General features: G+C 45.7%; 23 protein-coding genes and 1 pseudogene. 4 read left to right on the top strand and 20 right to left on the bottom strand.

Going from position 1 to position 23272, the window contains the following annotated elements; genetic code table 11:
• Positions 1 to 293 precede the first annotated feature (293 nt).
• From ACIFO6_RS08940 to ACIFO6_RS08900, 9 genes are all read right to left on the bottom strand, one after another.
• Positions 294 to 572, bottom strand: a complete 279-nt coding sequence (locus ACIFO6_RS08940) for a DUF6809 family protein (RefSeq protein WP_137063106.1) — start codon at positions 570 to 572, stop codon at positions 294 to 296.
• A 678-nt stretch (positions 573 to 1250) separates the two neighbouring features.
• Positions 1251 to 1646 (bottom strand): SRPBCC family protein, encoded by a 396-nt coding sequence (locus ACIFO6_RS08935; RefSeq protein WP_430040145.1) that lies wholly within the window; start codon positions 1644 to 1646, stop codon positions 1251 to 1253.
• 182 nt (positions 1647 to 1828) lie between these two features.
• A complete protein-coding gene (locus ACIFO6_RS08930; RefSeq protein WP_430040082.1) occupies positions 1829 to 3307 on the bottom strand; it encodes an Lsa family ABC-F type ribosomal protection protein in 1479 nt (492 codons plus the stop codon).
• Between the two features lie 363 nt (positions 3308 to 3670).
• Positions 3671 to 4612 carry an alpha/beta fold hydrolase gene (locus ACIFO6_RS08925; RefSeq protein WP_430040080.1) on the bottom strand — a complete coding sequence of 314 codons (942 nt, stop codon included), beginning with the start codon at positions 4610 to 4612 and terminating at the stop codon, positions 3671 to 3673.
• 305 nt (positions 4613 to 4917) lie between these two features.
• Positions 4918 to 6285: a sensor histidine kinase gene (locus ACIFO6_RS08920; protein WP_430040078.1), complete on the bottom strand. Its 1368-nt coding sequence runs from the start codon at positions 6283 to 6285 to the stop codon at positions 4918 to 4920.
• A complete protein-coding gene (locus tag ACIFO6_RS08915; RefSeq protein WP_430040076.1) occupies positions 6282 to 6956 on the bottom strand; it encodes a response regulator transcription factor in 675 nt (224 codons plus the stop codon). Before ACIFO6_RS08915 ends, ACIFO6_RS08920 begins: the two co-directional genes overlap by 4 nt.
• Before the next feature lie 231 nt (positions 6957 to 7187).
• Positions 7188 to 8768, bottom strand: a complete 1581-nt coding sequence (gene ggt / locus ACIFO6_RS08910; RefSeq protein ID WP_430040074.1) for a gamma-glutamyltransferase — start codon at positions 8766 to 8768, stop codon at positions 7188 to 7190.
• A gap of 71 nt (positions 8769 to 8839) precedes the next feature.
• A complete protein-coding gene (locus ACIFO6_RS08905; RefSeq protein WP_430040072.1) occupies positions 8840 to 9403 on the bottom strand; it encodes a creatininase family protein in 564 nt (187 codons plus the stop codon).
• Between the two features lie 57 nt (positions 9404 to 9460).
• A complete protein-coding gene (locus ACIFO6_RS08900; protein WP_430040143.1) occupies positions 9461 to 10657 on the bottom strand; it encodes an amidase in 1197 nt (398 codons plus the stop codon).
• A 277-nt stretch (positions 10658 to 10934) separates the two neighbouring features.
• Here ACIFO6_RS08900 and ACIFO6_RS08895 point away from each other — a divergent pair, with 277 nt between their 5' ends.
• Positions 10935 to 11489 (top strand): PucR family transcriptional regulator ligand-binding domain-containing protein, encoded by a 555-nt coding sequence (locus ACIFO6_RS08895; protein WP_430040141.1) that lies wholly within the window; start codon positions 10935 to 10937, stop codon positions 11487 to 11489.
• A 303-nt stretch (positions 11490 to 11792) separates the two neighbouring features.
• On the opposite strand, the gene ACIFO6_RS08890 is transcribed toward ACIFO6_RS08895, so the two are convergent.
• The 3 genes from ACIFO6_RS08890 to ACIFO6_RS08880 form a co-directional block, all read right to left on the bottom strand.
• Positions 11793 to 12857 carry a Gfo/Idh/MocA family protein gene (locus ACIFO6_RS08890; RefSeq protein WP_430040139.1) on the bottom strand — a complete coding sequence of 355 codons (1065 nt, stop codon included), beginning with the start codon at positions 12855 to 12857 and terminating at the stop codon, positions 11793 to 11795.
• A gap of 138 nt (positions 12858 to 12995) precedes the next feature.
• Positions 12996 to 13868 carry an ROK family protein gene (locus ACIFO6_RS08885; protein WP_430040070.1) on the bottom strand — a complete coding sequence of 291 codons (873 nt, stop codon included), beginning with the start codon at positions 13866 to 13868 and terminating at the stop codon, positions 12996 to 12998.
• 139 nt (positions 13869 to 14007) lie between these two features.
• On the bottom strand, positions 14008 to 14187 hold the full coding sequence (locus ACIFO6_RS08880; RefSeq protein WP_430040068.1) for an MFS transporter: 180 nt from the start codon (positions 14185 to 14187) through the stop codon (positions 14008 to 14010).
• A 592-nt stretch (positions 14188 to 14779) separates the two neighbouring features.
• Here ACIFO6_RS08880 and ACIFO6_RS08875 point away from each other — a divergent pair.
• Positions 14780 to 15499 carry a helix-turn-helix domain-containing protein gene (locus ACIFO6_RS08875; RefSeq protein WP_430040067.1) on the top strand — a complete coding sequence of 240 codons (720 nt, stop codon included), beginning with the start codon at positions 14780 to 14782 and terminating at the stop codon, positions 15497 to 15499.
• 71 nt (positions 15500 to 15570) lie between these two features.
• On the opposite strand, the gene ACIFO6_RS08870 is transcribed toward ACIFO6_RS08875, so the two are convergent.
• Positions 15571 to 15714: a stalk domain-containing protein gene (locus ACIFO6_RS08870; RefSeq protein ID WP_430040137.1), complete on the bottom strand. Its 144-nt coding sequence runs from the start codon at positions 15712 to 15714 to the stop codon at positions 15571 to 15573.
• A gap of 228 nt (positions 15715 to 15942) precedes the next feature.
• Here ACIFO6_RS08870 and ACIFO6_RS08865 point away from each other — a divergent pair, with 228 nt between their 5' ends.
• Together ACIFO6_RS08865 and ACIFO6_RS08860 are read left to right on the top strand one after the other, a co-directional pair.
• Entirely contained in the window at positions 15943 to 16299 is a 357-nt protein-coding gene (locus tag ACIFO6_RS08865; protein WP_430040065.1) for an SDR family NAD(P)-dependent oxidoreductase, read from the top strand.
• A pseudogene (locus ACIFO6_RS08860) lies at positions 16287 to 16442 on the top strand (Tn3 family transposase); the annotation flags it as partial. The gene ACIFO6_RS08865 and the pseudogene ACIFO6_RS08860, both read left to right, overlap by 13 nt.
• A gap of 524 nt (positions 16443 to 16966) precedes the next feature.
• On the opposite strand, the gene ACIFO6_RS08855 reads toward ACIFO6_RS08860, so the two are convergent.
• The 7 genes from ACIFO6_RS08855 to ACIFO6_RS08825 all read right to left on the bottom strand — a co-directional run bounded on the left by ACIFO6_RS08855 (position 16967) and on the right by ACIFO6_RS08825 (position 23236).
• A complete protein-coding gene (locus ACIFO6_RS08855) occupies positions 16967 to 17824 on the bottom strand; it encodes a Cof-type HAD-IIB family hydrolase (protein WP_430040063.1) in 858 nt (285 codons plus the stop codon).
• A gap of 263 nt (positions 17825 to 18087) precedes the next feature.
• Positions 18088 to 18684, bottom strand: coding sequence for a DUF1349 domain-containing protein (locus tag ACIFO6_RS08850; protein WP_430040061.1), 597 nt, complete (start codon positions 18682 to 18684; stop codon positions 18088 to 18090).
• A 443-nt stretch (positions 18685 to 19127) separates the two neighbouring features.
• Positions 19128 to 19409: a hypothetical protein gene (locus ACIFO6_RS08845; protein ID WP_430040059.1), complete on the bottom strand. Its 282-nt coding sequence runs from the start codon at positions 19407 to 19409 to the stop codon at positions 19128 to 19130.
• A gap of 223 nt (positions 19410 to 19632) precedes the next feature.
• The gene (locus ACIFO6_RS08840; RefSeq protein WP_430040057.1) at positions 19633 to 19983 is read right to left on the bottom strand and encodes a VOC family protein; all 351 of its coding nucleotides are present in this window, start codon (positions 19981 to 19983) and stop codon (positions 19633 to 19635) included.
• 163 nt (positions 19984 to 20146) lie between these two features.
• Positions 20147 to 20440, bottom strand: a complete 294-nt coding sequence (locus ACIFO6_RS08835) for a hypothetical protein (RefSeq protein ID WP_430040055.1) — start codon at positions 20438 to 20440, stop codon at positions 20147 to 20149.
• A 142-nt stretch (positions 20441 to 20582) separates the two neighbouring features.
• Positions 20583 to 22367, bottom strand: a complete 1785-nt coding sequence (locus tag ACIFO6_RS08830) for an ATP-binding cassette domain-containing protein (RefSeq protein WP_430040054.1) — start codon at positions 22365 to 22367, stop codon at positions 20583 to 20585.
• Positions 22352 to 23236 (bottom strand): ATP-binding cassette domain-containing protein, encoded by an 885-nt coding sequence (locus ACIFO6_RS08825; protein WP_430040052.1) that lies wholly within the window; start codon positions 23234 to 23236, stop codon positions 22352 to 22354. The genes ACIFO6_RS08830 and ACIFO6_RS08825 overlap by 16 nt, the downstream gene beginning before the upstream one ends.
• Positions 23237 to 23272 lie beyond the last annotated feature (36 nt).

Genomic DNA, 23272 nt, shown 5'->3' with positions numbered 1-23272 from the left:
CCTAATTGTTATAAGAATAAGAAGACTTAATCCCTATGACCTATGACTTATATTTATCAAATACAGCTCCCTCTTAATTATAAAAAAGCACCTCTTTAACTCCTCATATTCAGCTGAATAATCGTGAAAATATATCTTATTTCAGTTATATGATCATAAAATTATAAGACGAATCAATCTCTTGCAATATGTTTGATTCACAAGTACATGATGAGTTTGAAACAACAACCTCACATAAATAAGCCGGTACGCTATTGCGTCCGGCCTTTCTTTTTACTTTACAAAGGTGTACCTTAGTTTCGATAATTTCTCCCATCAAATATTTCTAACATCATCAAAGCTCCAGTTTTGTACCCAGAAATATAATCAGAAGCAGATAATATAGAAATTAGAACATCATTTAAATCCGATAGTTCTTCAATTAATTTATAGTCGTGTTCTGGTAATCTTGCTTTTAGATTTTCCATAGAAGCGGATATTTTCTGATGGGTTAGTTCAAGCTCAGGGTTTTTCGTCCTGATTCGTTCACTTGGATACCATTCGCCATAATATAAATCCTCCAAGATACTCATATTCATCTTCTCCTTCTTGATATAAGCTTTCTGTAAATTTCGGATTCGTAGATGCATTTTGTTCCTCAAAATAAGAATATCCTATTGGAAATATCAATATTGATTTTTAGCGAATATTTCACTATGAATAATTGAAAGACTAGTGACCAATTTCCATCACACAAGCACAGACTATTTACTAAATAGAACGAACCAAAAAAAGCCCTACCCCGCAGGGTAGAACTCTAAAGCAATACAACCATCTCACATGAGCATTTTTCGCTCCACAATCATATGATCCTATAGTCCGTTCGGCATCTTCCGCTCCAGCAACAATTCATCTGGATATCCAATTGATAGGGCATCGAAATGGGTTCCGTCACAGCAAACTCGGAGTAGTCGGTAATGTAAACCTGATTTTGCTTTACCGCAGGCATTTCCTGCCACCACTTCATACTGCAAAGACGCTCATAACGCTCGGGATCATTAACTGAACTTCATAAGTTCAAAGCGACAGACCAAGATGAGAAAATAAAGTCTTAATCACTACAACTATAGTAATTAACTCATCATGTAAAAACAGATCACTTGATGGGCATATAGATACCATTAGTGATCTGTTTTATGATGTTGGGCTATTTCACTATCGTACTCATTAATTTAGCATTGGGGAAGTAGATGCTTTAGTACCCAATGCGGTTATTGTTCCAACACCTTTTCAAACTCGCCGAACCAATTACTCCAACCATACTTAGCACCTGCGAGTGCTTGATCATTTGAGATTCCGGTTTGTTCGAGATGAAGGTTAACCTTTCCGTCCCCTAAATCCTGCAGCGTCCAGGTGACCGTGTGCTTCTCTCCGCTTTCCCAAGTATAGGACAACCGGTTTGGTGCGTCCACGATAAGCACTTCGCCGTCAATAATTCCATTCCACCATTCGGTCGGCTGCGTGCGAAACTGAAAATGGTGTCCTACGACGGGCTTAAAATCATTTTCCATGACCCACTTGGCAAGCTTGCTTGAATCGGTTAAGGCGGACCAAACCTTCTCGATCGATGTCGTGAACTGAAAATCCAAGGATAATGTTAAACTCATTCTTCTTCCTCCTCTAATAGTTGGTTTAAGCGCAACATATTCGTACTCCTGGTTGTTCTCGCTCACAACACCCTCTCCTAAATATTATTACCAAGGGACAGCCGTTAATTCACACTTCCTTAAAGGATGCGGCTCTTCGGACGTAGCGCCCACGAGGCGAGAACTCCTTAAATACTCCCTGGTCAAAGCTCAACCATCTTTGTTGCGACATTGTTGCAGAACTCGCTGTCATGTTCCACAAAAAGTATCGTTGGCGAATACTCCAGTAGCAGTTCTTCAATTTGCATACGGGAAATGACATCGATGAAATTCAGCGGCTCATCCCAAATATGCAGATGAACCTGCTCGCTCAGGCTTTTGGCAATCAGCACCTTCTTCTTCTGGCCGCCGCTATAAGCGGATAGATCCTTCTCGAATTGCACTCTGGAGAAATCAAGCTTTCTCAGAATAGATTTGAAAAGGCTCTCGTCAATCCCATTGTCCCGGGCGTAATCTGTCAGACTGCCCTGCAAATGCGAGGTATCTTGGGACACGTAGGATATTTTTAGCTGACTGTCCTTTGTGAAGCTGCCAGTGTAGTCTATATCCACGCCGCAGATGAGTTTGAGGATACTTGATTTTCCGGAGCCATTTTTACCCGAAAGCGCGATTCGCTCCCCCTGTTCAATCGTAAAACTCACGTCTGCACAAACCTGCTTTTCTCCATAAAATATAGAGACCTGTTCAAGCTCAGCAAGCACATTTTTATGATAAGCAAGCTGTGAGATTTCCAGGGTGTTCGAGCTTTCTATATTTTTCAGCAGTTTGGACTTTTCGGTAATCGCCGATTGCTGTCTTTGCTCAATGGATTTAGAATGCTTCATCATCTTGGCAGCCTTATGACCAATATAGCCTTTGTCTACCTTGGAGCCGGAATTTCTGGTTCCGTTTTTGGTTTTTTCCACTTCGTGAGACCAGTTCCCCGTACGCTTGGAAGAATCCGATAGGCGCTTAATGTCTTTTCTAAGCTTCTCGTTCTGTGCAAATTCAAAGTTATCCTGTCTCTTCTTATTCACCCACCAGCTGGAAAAATCACCTTTTTGAATCTCAATATTAGCTTTGTTGATGGACAGGATGTGATCCACACAGTTATCCAGAAAGGATCTGTCGTGAGAAACCAGAATATATCCGCTTTTGGCATTCAGATAATTACTGACCCATTTTCTGGCATTCATGTCCAGATGATTCGTAGGCTCATCGATCAACAGAAAGCTGTTTTCCTTAATAAACAAGGCGGCCAGGAGCACTTTCGTCTGCTCACCGTTTGACAAAGAAGCAAATGGACGATATAGAACGTCTTCATCAACCTTCAGCAACGAGAGCTCACGCATGAATTGCCAGTGAACATAGTCCGGAAAGATTTCGTTGATTACATCCAGCGTATGATTATTCTTGTTTGGCACAGGATACGGAAAGTATTCAAAATTGACATTAGCAGAGATAGCTCCACTGTATTCATGTTTGCCGAGCAGTAACTGAAGAAATGTGGTCTTCCCTCTTCCGTTCCTTCCCGTAAACCCCAGCTTCCAATCGGTGTCGATCTGAAAATTCACGTTTTCGAATATGTTATCGTAGCTGCCCTCATAGGCAAACGTCAGGTTGGTAACATTAATTAATGACATCAAGTTGTCCTCCTGTAAAAAAAATAAAAGCCGCAAGAAAGTTAATTTCTCGCAGCTCAAATAGATACAGAAAAACCAGCCTCCCAATGGAAGGCAGATGATTAAGGACCTAACGTTTGAGTGAAAAGAAAATGTAACTTTCTTGCTTATAAAGCAATAAAACATGCGAAACCAATCGTACTAAATGTTTTATTAGTTTATAGATCAGCAAGAAAATCCTACATTATCCTTCTCAACCCCAATCATTAAAGTAAATGTATATTACCATACCATTTTATTGAACACAACTCCTCAACATGATACCATGTGGACTTTTTTGAGTGTCTACTTGAAGAGGATATGAAGGTGCCTTTTTCATCGCACTTATTTTATTCCTTGCATAAATGCCCTGAAGTTCTCAACGATTTCCTTTGATCTGGTATGGTGCAAATAATGTCCTCCTTCAAATGTCATCACTTTGCCATGTACAGAATTTTTGACTTGCTCTTCATGCAGTGGTAACCAACCTTTAATATCCGTATTATTCGCTTGTAAAAAGAATATAACGGGAAGATTTTTGGGGAACGTTAAATTTTCAGCTGCTGTAAAATTAGAAGAAATATGCTCCATTTCATTCAAAGTCGTGGTATTATTGCCATTTTTATTCGAAATCATTCTCATTTGTTCTTTGGTTTGATCATCAAATGATAATGAAGCATATGGGTCACCACTTAGATTCTTGATCAATCTTAAAAGACCTGATTTTTTAAGAAATTCAAACGTTTTTATTGGGAATTTAACATCCATTCCACCTTGTGTTGGAACACTGCTATCAATTCCGACAAATGCACTCACTTCGTTAGGATATTTGTTCACATAATCCAGTCCGTAAATGCCCGCAATGGAATGGCCCATTAGCGTGTAACGGTTAATATTAAGCTGCTGTAAAGCTTCATGAATTTCACTTACAATATTCTCAGTGCTTCGCTCTTTGTCGGTTCCATCACTTAATCCATAACCGAAAGGCTCGATCACGACAACTTTGTAAAATGGTGATAATTCATCTACTAGTAGCTTAAAATCAAGAGCTGGTGCTGCTGTTCCATAACCAGGCAGGAGCACGACTGTTTCTTTGCCTTCTCCTTGAATGGTAGCATTCATATGTTTCCCATCTACAGGTACTAACTGGCCATAGGGTTCTATTTTTCCTTGCTCCGATTTGTTGGAGATCATATTAACGATAAAAACAATGGCTAGAAAAAGCACTATGGCTATGGCTATAACTCCCACGGATTTAAGTATAATGGTAAATATTTTTTTCATCATTTATGCACGAGGGGTTTGAGCGACGTTTGAAGCTCGTTATCTACCTGTACTCGTGCCTACCCTCCTTTTTATGACCTCTCTGTGTTCCACTCTCATCTTCTCCTACCTCATTTGTTTATTCGGCTACTTTAAAATGTGCCGTTAAGGACAAGCTTATACGACGAAGATGTACTCCCTATGACGACAATATGAACGGAGTATGAACAAGCAAAAAAATGCTGCGGCGTCACATGCAAGGAAGCGTGCACATGATGCCGTAGCATGAGAATGCAGTTAGACCATTCGAATGGTGCATATGAATTGAACTAATCTGTCGGCGCTGTGATTGGCAAGATGACAATGAAGGTCGTTCCTCGGCCAGGCTCGCTTTCCACTCGGATGTCGCCTTGATGAAGCGATACGATCTGTTTAACGATGGCAAGTCCCATACCGCTACCACCATACTTGCGACTGTGGGAACGATCGGCCTTAAAAAACCGTTCAAATATACGCTTCTGATCCTCGGTGGAAATACCAATGCCCGTATCGGATATTCGGACTGTCACATTTTTGATATCTTGCTTGATGCTGACGTTAATAATGCTGCCATCCATGGAAAATTTGATGCTATTGCCAATGATGTTCGTCCATACCTGGTTTAATAGATCGTGATCAGCCATGAATTGAACGGCTTTCAAATGGAGGTCGAAACGTATGTTGCGAGCCGACCATTGCGGCTGGATCGCCACGATGACTCGTCTGATCTGTTCATCAAGGCTGAAGGTGATGAGCCGCAGTTGCCGGGACTGTGATTCAAGCAAACTTAACTTGAGCAGGCTATCGCTCATCTTGGACATTCGTCCTGCTTCAGCGATGATAATATCGAGATAACGACTTCGCTCGTGATCTGCAATGTCCACTTGTTTGAGCGCCAAAGCATAACCGGATATGGAGGTGAGCGGCGACTGAACTTCGTGCGACACGTTCGATACAAATTCCTTGCGCATCTGTTCAAGTTGCTGCAGATCGTGCATCATTTCTTCGAAGCTGCGAGCCAAGGTGCCTAGCTCACCCTTTTGCTTAATATTCAGCTTTACGTTGAAATCTCCAGCTGCTATTCGCTTGGTCGCTGTTGTCAGCTTTTTGATCGGCCTGATCAGGAATACAGCGGCAATCAGGATCAATAAGCTTCCTGCAATCAGCGAATAGGTCAAAAAAGAAAGTAACCATTTTACGGTAAAAGAGGAGGAAGGAGATGTGAGCGGCTCCACAAACATCGCTTTCGTGCCCATTTCCGTTTTTAATGGCAGTCCCAAAAAGTTCGTTGCAACCGTACTCGGATTGACTTGAACCACTTCTCCACCCAATACCTTCTTTACTTGATCCATCGTCACCGTAGCAGGATTTTGTCCGTTAAGCGTTCCGTAAGACTGGAACTGACCTGTTTCATCGAAAATTCGAATATGATAGGAATCGAGTTGTTTCATTCCACTTACGAACAAGTTCGCTTCACGTAACGGAATGGTTTCGTAAACCCGGACGATGTCCTGACCAAAGTTAAGTAAGGTGGTGTGCAAATTTTCGTTCAATTTTTCCTCAAACACCCAAAATGTAATTAAAAAAGCAATGATTGTGCCCGCGATGACGGAGACCAGAAATGTCAGAACAACACGTATATATAAGGATCTGATCATTCGTAAATCTCAAGCCGGTAGCCAAGCCCGCGCACGGTTTCGATTCGAAAATCGGTTGTAGTGGCGAAACGTTCACGCAGACGTTTAATATGTACGTCTATCGTTCGATCATCTCCAGCGTAATCAATCCCCCAGATTTGATCAATCAACTGCTCACGCGTATAGACTTGCCCGGGTGTTCCAGCGAGCTTATACAGCAATTCGAACTCCTTGAGCGGTAACGTGAGCGACTCCGTCCCTCTCATCACCTTATAGGTCTGCCGATCAAGGATGACGTTGCCGAACTGGATCGTTTGCGTGGAGCCAATCCGATATCGTTTCAGTAGTGCCCTAACACGAACTGTCAATTCCAGTGGATCAAATGGTTTCGTCAAATAATCATCTGTCCCCAGTTCAAAACCTTTCACTTTCTCCCATGTTTCGCCTTTCGCAGTCAGCATAAGTAAGGGAAGATCAGGATTGGCTCTTCTGAGCTCCTTGCATAACGTCCAACCATCCATAATCGGCATCATAATATCGAGCACGACAAGATCGACATGCGCTGAGGAGTAGACGGTCAGTGCTTCCTTGCCGTCCGCGGCTTCGAGCGTTGTGAATCCGTCGTTCCTTAGAAATAAACAGACAAGTTCACGAATGTTCGCATCATCGTCAGCAACCAGTATAGTAGGCATCCGTTCCCTCTTTCCCTGTTTTCCATCCATATTGAAGTAACCATTATACTATAAATAAAATTGAATTCCCCCTATTCTCCCTATAATCTTACAGTGTTATTCCTACTGGTATCCGCGTGCCTCAGGAGACAAAGTGACAGCAAAAAACACCCTGATGAAGGAAAGAAAACAGTTCCTCCCCGATCAGGGTGTTTTAAATGTGTACTGTTAGGGCCATGCCCCGTTTCTGGATCACCAGCCGATGGCCGCTCCATCGCAACGGGGGTCCGTGCCACCGATCCGAAAGCCGCTGTCATCAATCAAAATGGCATGCGCGTGCCCCATGGCTCCGGCAAAATCCTCAACCGGTTTTACCGCGTGCCCGGCCAACTTCAAACGACGCTGCACTTCTTCGGCGATCCGGCCTTCCAGTCTCAGCTCTTGCGTTTCTTCCCCCCAGGTTCGGCCCCACACCCAGCGCGGTTCATGCACGGCGGTCTGCGGGTCCATGCCGTAATCGACCATGCGGGTCAGCAGCGCGGTCTGCGTCTGCGGCTGGCCTTCCCCTCCCTGGGTGCCATATAAAATATACGGCTTCCCATTGCGGCAGACCATTGCCGGCATCAGCGTATGAAATGTTCTCTTGTCCGGTTCAAGCCTGTTCACATGTGACGGATCAAGGGAAAAGAAAGAGCCACGGTTCTGCAGCAGAATGCCCGTATCTCCTCCTATCACCGCCGAGCCGAATTCAAAATACAAGCTTTGTATAAAGGAGACGGCATTGCCATCTGCGTCTACTACCGCCGCATACGCCGTATCATTGCCTATCGGCTGTGTATCCATCGGCAGGGAGCGGTCCATATAGATGCAGGCTGCCAGATCCGCGCTGTAGGACTTGGACAGCAGACGATCCAGAGGAATGGAGGAAAATCGCGGGTCTGTCAAATACCGGTTGCGGTCGCGGAAGCTCAGCTTCAGCGCCTCCACAAGCAAGTGATAGTACTCAAAGGAACCGTGCTCTATACTGCCCAAATCAAACTGTTCGAGAATATGAAGCGCCATAATGCCGGTAAATCCCTGTGAGTTCGGTGGGACCTGGTAAAGATCCAGACCACGATAGCTCCCCTTGATCGGCTCCACCCATTCACCTCTGTACCTCGCAAAATCCTCCAGCGTCAGCAGACCGCCCTGCTCCGCAAGTGAGCGAACAATCTCCTGACCAACATTGCCTGAATAAAATACATCCCGACCGTGATCCGCAAGCTGCTGCAGGCTGCCTCCCAAAGCAGCCTGCACAAAGCGGCTACCCTGCTCGGGGACCTTCCCTCCGGGCAGATAGATGGCAGCCGTCTGCGGATAATCCTCCAGCACCTCGAAGCGCTCAGCCGTATTGACATGCTGGTTCGGCGACAGTGGGAAGCCTTCCAGCGCATAGTGGATCGCGGGCTCAAGTACCTCTGCCAGCGTCTTCGAGCCATATTCGCGCAGTACGGCATCCCAGCCGTCCACCATGCCCGGCACGGTAATGACGCTGCGCGGTCCCCGCAGCGGGATGGCGGATTCGCCCGCAAAGCAGGCGGCTGTAACCCGGCTGCCCGAACGGCCGCTCGCATTATAGGCCCTGACTTTTTCCTCCTGGCTGCTATAGGTCAGCCAGAAGGAATCGCCACCCAGTCCCGTCATATGTGGGTATACGACGGCAAGACAGGCGCTCACCGCCACGGCGGCATCAAAAGCGTTGCCTCCCTGCTGCAAAATACGCGATCCGGCTGAGCTTGCCAAATAATGAGGGCTGACAACCATCGTCTGTGTTCCTGTAATCGATGCAACCATTATGCCCCCACTTCCTCTCCCCTTTATAACTGACAAATCAATTCTGTTTGATGCCGTTAGTTTATGCGGCCTTACGCATATGCCTGAGCTGCATGCAGAACGGACTGCCAGCCGCCGTGAATTCCATATTCCAGTTCCTCGGGAGACAGAAGGTCCTCCGCCACATTCAGACTGCTTGGACTGAGATAGAAAACCATCATGCCCGTTCTGATCCGGATTTCCCATGATACGGTATTCAGCAAATCCACGTTGCCGCCATGTGTATTAAACAGCAGCAGCTTGCGAAAACTGCTGGCTTTCAGACTTTCTGCAATGTCCAGCATTATGGCATGCAGCGTACTCGCAGACAAGGAAATGGTGCCCGGCAGCCCGATATGCTCATTGCTTTTGCCATACGAGATCGGAGGCAGCAACCAAATCTCCTTATCCGGCCGCACGCGCTCCAGCGTTTGTGTTAATGTCGCCTCTGCAATCAAAGTATCCGTATATACAGGCAGATGGGGTCCATGCTGCTCCACAGCTCCGACCGGCAGAATAACCAGCGCCTTCTCCTTTGGCAGTTCTTTGACCTGTTTGCTTGTCAGACGGGGCAAAAAGCGCTCCTCCCATACCGTTCCTTCATATCGTTGAAACATAACTGACACTCTTTCTTCTGCGGTTTTGATATTCTTTTCATATGGCTTAATGGCTTCTTATACATCGAGCGATGATTTTATCCTTGTTACTGCCGGAACAAGGGATGCGGCCCATTCCAGCAGACGCCGATCCTGTCCCGGGCCAGCGATGAGGGAAATACCAATCGGGCAGCCCAGTACCTCGGCAGCGGGGATCGTAAGCTGCGGCAAGCCCGACAAGCCGGCAATGCAGGTCAATCGCATCGTTTGCACTCTTCGTTCTTCAATGAGCGGCCCGATCAGCCCCAGCTTCGGGGCCGCTCCGGTAGTTGTCGGTATCACAAGCACCGCATCCGTTCCGAGCAGGTCAGCCATGTGCTTGCGCACCTCAAGCCGGTGTCCTGCTTCCTTCTCCTGATCGGCACGTTCAATGGTCCCTGCCCAGGAGAAACGTCCGGCTATATCCGGTCCGAAGACTGGCTGCTCACGTTCAATCCAGACCCCATGCTCCTGCCATATTTCGTAGCCCTGGATCGTCCTGAACATGGCCATCCATTCAGGCAGACCCTGTGGGGCGATGCGAACAGCTTCATGGCTCTCAGCCAAGCCGCACAGCAACTCCAGCCAAGTGGTAAGCGCCTCTTGGCTCTCCGTGTCAGCCAGCTTCCAGGCATCCTCACCGATCAGTACACGGCTAAAGCCGGAACCCGAGGCTGTCTGTGGCAGAAGCACTTCACCTACCCGGCGCAGCGTCTCCAGATCACGCGCCATCCAGCCGACGGTGTCGAAACTAGCGGCGAGCGGAATAACGCCTTTCTCGGAGACAATGCCATGCGTCGGACGCATTCCATAAATTCCGCAGTACGAAGACGGCACACGTACCGATCCTCCCGTATCCGTTCCAAGGGAAAAATCGGCAAGCCCTGCGGCGACGGCAACCGCCGATCCGCTGGATGAACCACCAGGGATACGATCCGGGGCCTTCGGATTCACCGGTGTTCCGTAATGGACATTTTCACCGTTCAGGCTGAACATCAGCTCATCCGTATGAGTCGCGCCCGTTAGACGCGCCCCCTCCTGCAACAGCAGGCTGACCGCTTCCGCGTGCGCCGCCGCCGGGCTGTGTTTCTCCAGCCAACACGGATTGCCCGCGCCGTTCGTATAATTACGGACAGCAAACACATCCTTGACCATAAAGCTGAGTCCGCTCAGCATTCCCTGTCCTGTCGGTTCAACTATCAACTGGTTGACAACAGCGTTCCATTGATCTTCCATCAAGTCATCCCCTCCCTTCCGCTCACCCTTCCAGAGGAGCCTGCTCTTCCGGTGCATTTCCCTCTTTACGGGCCGCTGCCCGTTCAGCTCCTCCACCAGCCAGGTGGAATCAGCAACGAAGCCATAGCATTGCTTGATATTGTATAAGGTGTTGTGTCCTATCATAAAGCCAAACAATATGAATGTAAATATTGCTAACACAATTTTGGTTTTTAATCTAACAATTCAGGCTTTTTTTTGGTTTTAAAATAGGATTAACAGTATATCATGTTAATTTATATTACATTGTAAAGGTAAAAAGGGGACTTTCCGAACGATCAGTTCCATTAATTTGATGGATGCGCCGGATGTGATCAATTGGATAAAAGAAGGGGAGTTGCTGCTGACTACAGCTTATGCGATCAGGGATTCCCCCGAGGAATTTGTAAATTTGCTGCAAAAGCTGAAGAAGCTGGTTGATTTTGCGATGCAGGCAGATGAGTACACCCATTATTTTCAAACCATCACAAGCATTTTGGGGCGTCCAGTTGCCATCGTCACCTCTGAGGGACAGACCTTGTATAACGTGATAAGCTGTTCCGAAACGGAGCTGTTGAGCGATTGGCCCTGGCATCAGGACCATCGGTTTTATAAGGCTGCAAACAACCTGTTGTATCGGGCCCACCTGCTGAAAAACGGAAAATCATACGGTTACTTGCTGGTTCAAACCGAAAATCTGCTGGAAGCACATGATATGGAGGGTATTTTTCACCAGGCTGCCGTTATTCTTTCCTATCATCTGGAGGTCATCCGGAATCAGAAACATCTGCGGCAGGCAGTCGCCTTGGAGTGACCATGGAGCGTTACTTGAAGGGATACGCCTCTCGGAAGACGGTGCTTGAATTTGCCGAAGCGTTGGAAAGCACATTGTGGAACATTTCCTACGTTTAGGCATTTAATACCGTAATCGGTCCCTTACTTTGGGGGATGTTTAAGTGGAATTATTCACCAAAAAGAGGTTTTTTCGCTCTCCTCATTTTGGTGAATAGTCTAGTTTTAACATTCCATGAGAAACTTTATAATTCATATTTTTACATGTCATCAAAATATAGTATCCTATATTTCTTACTTATGGCAAATCGAAAATAGAGCTGATTTAAATCGTTCTTCGAATCACGCTTTTGGTTGCTGCCGCCTCAAAAATCGTCTCAATCAGTACCAGCACACGATGCACTTCTTCGCTTTTGATCGCAAGCTCTGCTTTTCCTTCGATAGCGGAGACAAAATTTTCATAAAAACTTTCTGCTGCCACAGGTATTTTCTCAATCGGGAACTTCAGGGTAGATTCCTCTGACGGCGGCGCCATCGTTTTCGTCAATCCTTGACCTGCTTGAATCGGTTTTGGTTCCACATGAGCAACATCCGGGTTTCGGGTGACGATCTCTCCACTCAAGTCCCAATCCCTGATCACTGCGGTACCCTCGGTTCCTTTAATATACCAACGCGGTAGCTTAACGTAATTGGTCGTACCCACTTCAATGACCGCTGTCAGGCCGTCCTTGAACTCAATAAAGCTGGTAAAGCCGTCATCCACTTCAGTTCCCAAAATATAGCTTAACTTAGCAGCTACGCTTTCTATTTGGCTGTCCGTAATCTGAAGCAGTTGGTCCAACAGATGCACTCCCCAATCCAGTAACATTCCTCCACCATACGCCTTCAGTTGCCGCCAGTCACCTGGAATGCCGTTAGCCCCCTGAACCCGCGATTCCAGTTGGAAAAGCTCGCCCACGGTCTTCTTGCCGATCATATCTTTGATCATTCGGAAGTCTTCATCCCATCGGCGGTTCTGATGTACCGTAAACACGCGGTTTTCTTTCTTCGCCACCTCGACAATATCCAAGAAATCCGCGCTCGTTATCGTAACCGGCTTTTCACAAATGACATGTTTTCCGGCTTGCAGTGCTTGGATCGCTATTTCTTTATGAACATCATTAGGCGTTGCTATCAAAACAATATCCACGGCCTGATCAGCCAGAACGGCATCCAGACTTTCGTAGGCTTTATAGCCGGCAGCGACAGCCAGTTCCATCCGGTAATCGACAATATCATATACACCGCCAATGGCAAGCTGCTGAATAGGCTCGATTAATTGAACATGGTAGCTTCCCATACCTCCATAACCGATAATGACTACATTATATATCCGATTGTCCATTTTCATTTTCATTTTCCTTTCACTCCTAATTTAAGCCTACCACATATCAAGTGGTTGCTCGCGGATCGAAATCAACTACAGATGGTTACTACACGATTATACCCTTCTTCGACCGACATCATAGGGTCTTCAGCTTGTCTGACTTTAAGAATTGACGAGCTTTTCCTTACTGACAAAATAATGATACAGCGCCCCATACAGGTTGGCGTCGTTGCGGAATGGGCAGGCTACCACCTTGGGATTTGCGATATGCAGAGGATTGGCCTCTTTTACGTCGGCGGGCTGCGCGCTGATTCCGCCCCCGATCGCGATAACCTCGGGGTCCAGAATGTACTGCAAATTTAATATTTGAATCGCCAGATACAGGCAGTATTCATCAAAAATCGCATTGGCCTCTGCGTCCCCTTGCAAAATATATTCAAATATCACTTCTCCGTCAGCGGAATTGACTTTCTTGATTTCGGCAATACGGCGGATCATGTTGACCGCAGAGCAATCCAGTCCAAAGAACTGTCCCGTCTTAGTTACGGGATTGAATTGATGCATAACATAGCTGACTTCTCCGGCGGAGAGATTGACCCCGCGGTGAAGCTTACCGTCAATGATAATCCCGCCGCCAATCCCGCTTCCGAGAATTAACACCACGGAATCTTTGGCGTTTTTCACGCTTCCAAGCCAGAGTTCGGCCAGAGCCGCGCTCTTTCCGTCATTTTCGACGAAAGCGTCTATTCCGTATCTTTGTTCAATTTCCTGTTTTAAATTGACCTCGTGCAGAAAAGGCAGAGAACCGCCATGGTAGATAACGCCGAGAGCCGCATCAACCGTTCCCGGGCAGCTAAAGGCAATTCCCTTAACCGCAGACAAATCATGCCCATCTATAATGGAACACAATTTATCCATAAATCCTGCCAAATGTACTCTAGGTGTTGATTGCTTGCCTTTAGTCATGATCGTTCCAGCTGAATCCATCAGCGCATATTTTATAAAGGTGCCTCCTATATCGAGTGCAAGATACATAAGCATTCTCCTATCCTGTCATCTTTATCTGAGTGGATTATTGACAGCCGCATACAGCACGTTCGCCGGAAGCGCTTAATTCTGGCCCCATAAAGAGCAGTATGGAAACGATTGCAAAAGGAAAGCTGGACCAGAGAATCTAGGGTCTTGATTTCCCCCATTTTGTATTGGTCCTGTCAATCAGTACCCCGAAGATCGGGCTGTCGATCATGTCGACGAATCTGGCGATTAGCATCAGCGTACCGACCGCAGCCGCCCCGAGTCCATACATGTCCGTAAAGTAAAAGGTCAAATAGGTCGTAATAACTGTGTAAATCAAGTTGGAACCCGCATCCCCTAAACCGTAACTTACTTTCTCCCAACAAAGACAATTTCTGATTTGAGCTTACAGCCTGCTTACCCTTCTTCAGTTCTGCTTCTACCACTGCTATTTTACTCCCCCCTAAAAGCGTTTTCAAATCTTCTTAACATTAGAGCTTGATTAGAACCTTGCTCCAACTTGGAAAGCGTTTTATTTGTTTACAGTTTAAATATATTTGTTCATGATTTATGGTATTATGTAAGGAAAAGTTGTATTTTTATAATTTTTTTATGGAGAGGAACACCATGAACCCATCTCGATGTGACCTAGAAACCCTCTGCAAGCTCGTCTATAACGCGACCCATATTCCGATCTTCTATATAAAAAAAGGCTAGGAAAGCTCCCAGACCTTCAGCAATAACTATTCTTCTCTGATGATCTGGGAGACACTACCCCAGACATTGATTGACCACTTATTCTCCCTGAATTTGAGCAAGCCGGTCCATCTGGTTTATATCAATAACCGTGAGGACATTATTGCCATGCTCCCCCATCCTTAAATAAGGTCAAACCGGATAACGAGAACCTGAATCCTTCCCTAATCTCTGAATTGATTGAACTCAAAATTATCAAGCAGCGGGAGAACAGCGATTACCACAGCTCCTTTCTGGCCGAGAGGAAGATCTGGGAGCATCTTAAAACCGGGAATATTGAAAAAATGCTGTATTACATGAAGCTGCATTCCGAGGAAGGCAACTACGGAACCTTGTCCAAAAAAGACTCCTTGCGGAACAAGAAAAATCTCCTGATTACGGCAGTCACCCTGGCGACCCGAGCGGCCATCGAGGGCGGACTCTACCCGGAAATTTCCTATAACCTGAGCGATGCCTATATCCAGCATATCGAAGAGCTAAAGAAGATCGATTCCATCACTAAGATGCTGGAAGAGATTTTGCCCGATTTTGCCGAACGGGTCACCAAAGCCAACCGCTCCAGCTTCTCAAAGACGATCCTGCTATGCCAGGACTATATATTCAACCACCTGCATGAACACTTGATGCTGGAATCCTTGGCCAAGCAGCTACGGATCAGCCCCTCCTATCTGTCCAACAAGTTTAAGGAAGAGACGGGGGAGACCCTAAAAGCCTATATACAGCGCCAAAAAATCGAAGAGGCCAAGAATCTCATTGTTTACTCCGACCTATCAATTAGCCAAATCTATTCCCTGCTCAACTTTCACGATCAAAGCTATTTCACCAAGGTATTCAAAAAAATCACGGGCCTGACTCCCAAGCAGTATAAGAATAATTTGGTTATTCAGCAGAGTTGAATAAAAGAGAACGAAACCACGCAAAAGCTGACAACCGATATTACACCCGTTCTTCATATAGAATTTCGGTTTTACTCAACCGTATCTACAACGGCCATATATTCATCAGGCTTCCATGTTATCGTAGCCCTTAAAGCTTCGGTTATGAATCTTAACGGTACGTATGTTGAATTCCCGCCGAAGATGTAAGCATTGCAATCTGTTCTCAATAACACAAGAACGTATTTCGTCAAAATATAAGATCATTTATACATTGTTATCTGCTGTATTTTTCATTTTTTCAGACATATAGACCTTTTTGGGGTCACCTCACGAAACGGAAAAAATCATACGCTAAGCAATTCATTACATGAAAAAACCGAACCCTTTATTTTACACTATTGACATAGAGTAAACTCTAGACATTAGAATGAAAAACAACTTATGATTAGGGGGATTTATAAATGAAAACAATATTTATTACAGGTGCATCTACAGGGCTAGGGAAAGCGACGGCCATGTATTTCGCTGAACAAGGATGGAACGTCGCTGCAACCATGCGATCCCCGGAAAAAGAAACAGAACTTCTTAAGTATAATAATGTTCTTGTGACTCGTATGGACGTCCAGCAGCCAGAAACCATCCACCGTGCTATAAGTGAAGCCGTAGAACGCTTCGGGCAAATAGACGTACTTATAAACAATGCTGGCTATGGAGCAGTAGGGATTTTTGAAGCAGCTACCGAAAAACAAATTCACAACCAGTTTGACGTAAATGTTTTTGGGTTAATGCGTGTGACGCAAGCCCTACCGCCTCTCTGATGCTTAGAAAGTTGGGCAGTTATCCACGTCAGAACGGGCTAGCTATGGCGCTTCGGGAATTAGGACGTATCGAGCGCACGCTTTTCACGCTGGATGGGCTGCAAGATGTTGAGCTACGCCGCCGGGTACAGGTTGGCCTGAGTCCTCCGCATACTTTGTAATTTATCGGATTCCACTTATTTGGACTGAAGTTGATTCAAGTATTCCAGATACATCTCTTTAAAAGTAGCTTCTTTTTCCAAATCGATGAGCACTTCCAGCCTTTTAATCAGGCTTTTTTCATACCACTGGATTAAAAGTGCTGGCGAGGATCATTAAGGGGAATCGTAATATGCGGATGGTTATGGCCATACTGTATTGAGGCAGTGTAAAAAAACCTCAAATCCTGATCTGCTTCGGTGAAAGCCCAGCGGGTAAAAGTAACCTCCAGACCGCTTATCACACTGGAAAAGTCTGGATAATCCACTCGCCTTTCTCCCATTTCATTATGTTTTTGATCACGTGCTAACTCCTCCTTTTAAGAAGGGTCTGGTCGAAACATACCATAAAATACTATTTTCTTCCATATATTGATTGTATCATAAATGACTAGCTATTACGGAGTATAGGCGACTGTCCATGTCCCAAATTTGCATAATCTTCGCTTGCAAAGAGGCAACCACGGTTATTATTCAAATATCAAACCGTATTTTACAAAGCTTTTATACAATCCATCTTCCTCAACGTTGTCAGTAATATCATCGGCAATTTCCATCAAACCTGGCTTTGCATTCCCCATAGCAATGCCTAGGGCGCAATATTCGAGCATCTCGGTATCGTTCATTCCATCTCCAATGGCAACCGTCTGTTCCTGGGGCAAGCCCAAATGATTCAGCAAATCAGCAATGGCGATTGCCTTGTGAATACCCGGAATCATCATTTCCCCACTGTCCTTACCAAAGATCGGAACGGTGCACTGGATGACCTCAAATTTCCCCTGGAATTCTTCCTTGATGCGTTCAAAGGGTACATCACTTTCCAGAAAGCAAACCTTATTGACATCCTCTTTATACAAATCAGCCTCTCCATATGTCAAACCCGCGATAAATGGGTGGGGGGAACGCTCCATTTTTTCTCTGGCCACAGGGTCGTTCTCAACATCTCCATAGATCCGTCTCTCCAGATGAGGTCTTAATTTCTGGCTAGCATAGAGCGCCGAATTGGACTCCAGATAAAAATCAATTCCATGTGTATTAAAGAAATCCACCATTTGCCGAACATCCTCAGACGTGACTTTTTTATGATAAAGAATCTCATCTCCGGATTCTACATATCCCCCTCCTGCTCCAATGAGACCATCAAATCCGATATTCCAAATAGCGTCGTAGATTTCAGCTTTCGAACGACCTGTACACAAATAAACCAGATGACCATTCTGGCGTGCTAATTTGCAGGCTTTTTGTGCCGATTCAGGCACCATACCGTCATCACCGACGAGTGTACCATCAATGTCGATAAATACAATTTTTTGAGTATTTCTATCCATTAGTATGCTGTCTCCTTTATTTAAACGAATGATGTTTTATGAGATGGTTGTCGTTATGTTCTACTATTACACTGTAATCTGTGTAACGCATTACATGTCAAATCTTTTTTTGATCTCCGAACGGGATCATCATTATGTTCTTTGGTACTTTAAACCTTTATGCTCGATAACTTCTAGTAAATTAAAATATTTCCTGAGACTCGGAGAAGAAATTTATATCGTTAGAACAAAAAAAGCCGCCAAAATGGCGACTTCTTTGATGCCTAAAACCTGCTATCCTCATTGGGAGTCGTTAAGTTTAAATATTTAAAATTGACCCGACAACCTGATCCCATCGGTGATTGGGCCAGTGCACCTGCTATAAACGGATCAGAAATTTCCATTCCAAAATAGCGGACTAACTTCCAATCCTTACCATCTGGCGAATGGTAAAAAGAAATAATGCCCCCAATTTTCGTGATTCTTAAATGTGGGTTATCAACCACAACGCGCTCAGAATTACAATCATCGGAGGAGCCATTCTTTGTTACAACAGACACAATCGTAGCATAATCACCGTTAAATTCATAACATAGTTTAGCCCAATTGTTCTCGTCTGCCATCAACATTAAGCACCCTGAATCATAAAGATGACGCATGTCTACCTGAAGCTGCGTCGTAAGCTGAAATGATGAATCAACCTGAAGATGTAGAAAAGGAGCCGAATGGGCTACATGTTTTCCCCCAGGATCCTTAAAAAAATCAACCTTAGCCGGTGCATCAATGATCAATCCATCTTCTTTGGTGTATTCCCAGTGCTCGGGTTCATTCATCCACTTCAAACTTTCTCTTATCTCAGACTGAAACAAATTATAACTCATATGAATGCATTCCCCCATTTGAATTAATCTGTATAAATATAATCCCATTATACTTACATCCATTTCGCTTATAAATATAATATAAGTGCTGGATCATATAATAATAAGGAAATGAAAGGGACCATTTATTAGTTCGTAATAACTTAATTATTGAGGAAGGAGTTTTTCTTTTCTTTTTGAACTTGAAGTTTTGTATTGGCTTACCTACTTGATGGATTTGGAATCGTATCCGATGCCGGATATGACGTAGGTCGTGACCGAACCTGCCTGAAGATGCATCGTAAGCAGCAAGCGTATTGGCGTTACTCATACCGATGATTTTGTACCCCGGACGAATGAACTTACTGTAATTGCCCACCACATAATATGTCTGATTCACAGTGTAGCTGGTCGTCTGTGTGTCATTAAGTACGTTCTTGAAAAATCCCCATCCCTCAGCACTGTCAACTGCCTGCCAGTAAACCCAGGCACTTGCGCCCATATTGCGTATGTCCTTTAGGATCGTCCGTGACATCGTCAATCCACTGGCGTTCCCGTCCCCATACTCGGAAGTCCATAGATGTTTGTTGTCCGAGGTGGCCGCATTGCGAAGCGCCGTTCGGTTGTTCCCCCCATACGTATGGGTATTGATCTGCGCTATACAGAGCCTTTAAGGAGGCCATAATTCGTGGCATTGGTTTCCAACGCTTCACTTCCTGAGGTTCTAATATGTGATGATATGACATACCCTCCTTTTACAGAACGGAAGTTTATAAAATGTAAGCGATTGCATTGATATTGTTATTAGGCTTCTGTCTGGTTCACACTATCCAAGAAGACTGAATTTCACTTCAATTATTATATACCACGTTTTTTTTTGTATTTTCACTCTGCACAAGCCGCGTACTGCAACTGTTAGAAATAGAAAGTATCATCGTACTCTTCATCAAGAGCTTACCATTTATTCATTTAACACTTGCATACCATCAACAGATTCCCGTCTGGGTCCTGAAAGTTAAACCATTGGTCATGCTTTATGGTTGTCGTTATATTTACATGTTTAGATTGCATAAATGCATAGGCTTCTTCAATATTATGAGTATCAAAATGAAATGCTGGCGTTTTAAACGTATGATTCTCGGCATAGATTTTGCTGTCCAGCACAATACGTGTTCCATTCATCGGAACAATGTACAAATGTCCAAATAAAATCTCTCCATCCGCAGGCAACCCCAATATCTCGCAGTACCAATCGCGCGCTTTTTCAATGTCACTGACAGGGATAAACACAGTACCAATTTGATTTAAAATGGGATTCATGCAAGTCTCTCCTTTTCGATAACTCGTCTTTGGTTACGCTTATGATAACCCATATTGTGGAATTTGCAAAAGTTTGTTTTCGAACAGTATAACTAAAAATAGCCCCGGGCAAGATTATCCTGCCTGAGGCTATCATCTATTTATAACATCATATCATGACTAATCATTCTGGATATTGAGGTTTGGTCACGTTATTGGGAACAGATTCGTCATAAACGTCCTGGCCGGGATAATCCCGAACTTCCCCCTCATGCAATTCATGATTTTCATAATCAAAACGATGCGCAGTTCTCTGATCCACTCGCCACGGCGAGCTTTTTCCAAGAGATTCAGACATCAGAGATGAACCGTAAGAACCTTCAGGGAACTCTTCGAGAGCCAGATCATTTTGCTGTGACTCCACCGTAGATACATCCGTATATTCTTGCCTTTCTTCCTGCAAAAATTTATCCTTCATCGTTTTGCCCCTCCCTATCCGCTTTGAGATATCAAAGTAAGCCTATTTTGAGCGAAAACGTATTCATTTATGCATGATGTTTAAAAAGCACTGCGTTTCAGGCTCTGATTCAGGTTTGGTTCTGTCGCAATAATTTTCTTCTTCAGAGATTCCGAATTGATATAAATAATGCAAAAACAATAAGGCCTATGATACAGATCATCGTATCCCGCTTGGACCATATCAGCAAGGTGGAACGTGCTCCTAGCAGGGAATGCTCTCTAACTTTCCGCATTTCCATCGCGATCGTCATGTCCTCCGCACGCTGGAACAGCGACATCAGCAAGGGAATCACCATCGGTCCAAGATCCCGCACCCGCACCGTATTTGGTCGTAGCGCAGCTTTGCCGCGTGCCCGGACAATCAGCGAGAATCGCTGCCATTCACTCCAGATCATCGGGATGAACCGAAAGATTAATGATACAGCAAGTGCAAACGAGGTAACGGGAAGCCTCAATTTTTTGCCAGCACCAAGCACCCAGTTCAGTCCTTCCACCATGCGTCCATAAGGCGTAGTCAGCGAAAACCAGAGACTGGCCAAGGTGACAATAAACAAACGGTACACATTCAGCAAAGTAGCCTCCGCCTGCATCAGGGAGAAACCGAATTGGAGACCGCCCTTTTCTGTTGAAAGAGTTGTTCCTGACAAAGCCGTGGATACGAGAAAAAACAACAATAGCGGCTTCATTAACTTCACGCAGCCAGCCAGAGCTTGTCGAGGCAGAGCAGCTAGTGCCAGCGCTACCGGCACCAATGTGAGTGACAGTCCCAACCAGCGATGTTGAAGCATCGACGCAGTCGCAAGCAAAATATACAAAATCCATTTGAGACGCGGGTCCATGGCACCGTACAATCCAGTGCTTGAAACTGCCTGACTGTCCGCTGATGCCGGATTAGTAATTTCTGGGGCTTTACTACCTTGAGCCAGTGCAGAAGTTGCCGATTCATTGGTGTGCACCTTTTCCTGTTCCATCTTTTCTGCTGCACGCAGCTCGTCATTCGACTTGAACTCCTGCACCACATCCCATCCATGTAACCTGGAAAAAACGATATGTTCAGCCATCTCCTCTGGCGTCAATGCGGTAAAAGGCAGCTCAATACCTGCAGCGGCGAATTGCTGTGCCAGCCGCATGGAAGGTGGCAGCCCAAGCCCAGCCTGCTCCAGCAGGTCTGGCCGTGAATGGAGTTCTTTGGGTGTCAGATCAGCGATCAGACACCCTTCCCGAAGCAAAAGAACCCGATCCGCATGCGGCAAAAACGTATCCATGTCGTGCGTAGCCACAACGGCTCCCCCGCCTGCATGTCGATGCTGATCCAGCGCTTTGAGCAGAAGCACTACACTTTGCGCTTCCAATCCGGCGCTGGGTTCATCCAGAAGCAACCAATGCGGCTCAACAGCGGTTCCCAATGCAAGACCAAGTCTTCTCCGTTCTCCTCCGCTCAGTGCAAATGGCGATCTGTCCAGATTGAACTGCCGCTTCGACTCTTTGCCTGCTGGAGGGTCCCACTGTTCGAGGGTACTGGCAATTTGGCGTTTCTTTTGCTCCTCGGTCATTCGATATGGACGGAGAGAATACGCGAATTCACGCTGAACGCTTCGGGCAAACAGCTGTTGCTCCGGGAATTGAAATACCAGCCCTATCCGCAAAAGAATAGACTGCGGCACTTTTCCGTTTTGCCAGAAGGGCTCATCATCCAGCAGAATACTCCCTGCATTTGGTGGTGTTAGGCCAGCTATCGTTTGCAGCAGCGTAGTTTTTCCCGACCCTGTGCAACCCAGCAGCAGAGTGATTTCCCCACTGTTCATTGTAACGGACACATCCTGAAGCAGTGCACGTTTATGGGGTTCTGGCGCTGCTATACTTAAATGATTCAATTCGATATGCAACAGGCTACCTCCTTAACCAGCTGCTCAGGTCGCAGTGGGGCGGCATGACGGAGCATGCCTTGCTGCTTCAGCAGAAGCGCCGTTTGCACAGTGAAAGGTGGAGCAAGCCCAAGTCGCTCACAAGGTGATCGCTGCTCATCTTCTTTGGCAGGGATCACCTCCTTCTCACGTCCATAAAAGAAGGACGAAGGCACTCCGTCATACACACAACGTCCTCGTTCCATAGCAATGATTCGATCACACAAGGTGGCTTCTTCCAGATGATGTGTAATCCAGATTACCGCCGTCCCCTCGCGGACAACGGCATGCATAATGGCTTCCATTCGTTCTCTCGCACCGGGATCCAGCATGGCTGTTGGTTCGTCCAGAATGAGTACGTCCGGTTTGGCTGCCAGCGCTACCGCAATGTTGAGCAATTGTTTTTGCCCTCCAGACAGCTGTGAGATTGCCGCTCCCGGCGAGAAGTCAAGCCCTACGGTATGTAATGCGTGTTCTCTACGCCGTAATTGTTCGTCTACGGATCCAAGCAATGGAGATAAGGCGAAATGAAATTCCTCTTCAATGGTGTCACCGAGCACCTGCACATCAGGCTGCTGCAGGACTCCACGAACGACAAGTTCTGAAGAAGCCTGCCTTGCTCCACCGGATAACGGAGTGAACCCAATCAACAGCCCGGCCAGCGTACTTTTGCCGCTTCCATTGGATCCTACAACACTGATCCATTCTCCTGCATGCAGTTTCAGGGAAACACCATCAACCGCCTTACGAACACGTCCAGACTCTGACTCATAATGAACACGAGCATTCTCCAGCGTGATTAATGGTACAACGTCTTGCATCGCAAATGGGTCCTTTCCCTTTTGATTCATTTGTGGTACGATCCAAATCGTTAACCGAATCATATT

Origin of the sequence: Paenibacillus sp. NRS-1781, from assembly GCF_050467745.1 — a bacterium.
GTDB classification, from domain to species: Bacteria; Bacillota; Bacilli; order Paenibacillales; family Paenibacillaceae; genus Paenibacillus; species Paenibacillus terrae_A.
This window is presented reverse-complemented; position numbering and strand designations above follow the sequence as displayed.

Bases quoted from the DNA above. Each gene is read 5' to 3' on its own strand.
- ACIFO6_RS08940 (WP_137063106.1), bottom strand. From the start codon at position 572: ATGAGTATCTTGGAGGATTTATATTATGGCGAATGGTATCCAAGTGAA.
- ACIFO6_RS08935 (WP_430040145.1), bottom strand. From the start codon at position 1,646: ATGAGTTTAACATTATCCTTGGATTTTCAGTTCACGACATCGATCGAG.
- ACIFO6_RS08930 (WP_430040082.1), bottom strand. From the start codon at position 3,307: ATGTCATTAATTAATGTTACCAACCTGACGTTTGCCTATGAGGGCAGC.
- ACIFO6_RS08925 (WP_430040080.1), bottom strand. From the start codon at position 4,612: ATGATGAAAAAAATATTTACCATTATACTTAAATCCGTGGGAGTTATA.
- ACIFO6_RS08920 (WP_430040078.1), bottom strand. From the start codon at position 6,285: ATGATCAGATCCTTATATATACGTGTTGTTCTGACATTTCTGGTCTCC.
- ACIFO6_RS08915 (WP_430040076.1), bottom strand. From the start codon at position 6,956: ATGCCTACTATACTGGTTGCTGACGATGATGCGAACATTCGTGAACTT.
- ggt (WP_430040074.1), bottom strand. From the start codon at position 8,768: ATGGTTGCATCGATTACAGGAACACAGACGATGGTTGTCAGCCCTCAT.
- ACIFO6_RS08905 (WP_430040072.1), bottom strand. From the start codon at position 9,403: ATGTTTCAACGATATGAAGGAACGGTATGGGAGGAGCGCTTTTTGCCC.
- ACIFO6_RS08900 (WP_430040143.1), bottom strand. From the start codon at position 10,657: ATGGAAGATCAATGGAACGCTGTTGTCAACCAGTTGATAGTTGAACCG.
- ACIFO6_RS08890 (WP_430040139.1), bottom strand. From the start codon at position 12,857: ATGAAAATGGACAATCGGATATATAATGTAGTCATTATCGGTTATGGA.
- ACIFO6_RS08885 (WP_430040070.1), bottom strand. From the start codon at position 13,868: ATGTATCTTGCACTCGATATAGGAGGCACCTTTATAAAATATGCGCTG.
- ACIFO6_RS08865 (WP_430040065.1), top strand. From the start codon at position 15,943: ATGAAAACAATATTTATTACAGGTGCATCTACAGGGCTAGGGAAAGCG.
- ACIFO6_RS08855 (WP_430040063.1), bottom strand. From the start codon at position 17,824: ATGGATAGAAATACTCAAAAAATTGTATTTATCGACATTGATGGTACA.
- ACIFO6_RS08850 (WP_430040061.1), bottom strand. From the start codon at position 18,684: ATGAGTTATAATTTGTTTCAGTCTGAGATAAGAGAAAGTTTGAAGTGG.
- ACIFO6_RS08845 (WP_430040059.1), bottom strand. From the start codon at position 19,409: ATGTCATATCATCACATATTAGAACCTCAGGAAGTGAAGCGTTGGAAA.
- ACIFO6_RS08840 (WP_430040057.1), bottom strand. From the start codon at position 19,983: ATGAATCCCATTTTAAATCAAATTGGTACTGTGTTTATCCCTGTCAGT.
- ACIFO6_RS08835 (WP_430040055.1), bottom strand. From the start codon at position 20,440: ATGAAGGATAAATTTTTGCAGGAAGAAAGGCAAGAATATACGGATGTA.
- ACIFO6_RS08825 (WP_430040052.1), bottom strand. From the start codon at position 23,236: ATGAATCAAAAGGGAAAGGACCCATTTGCGATGCAAGACGTTGTACCA.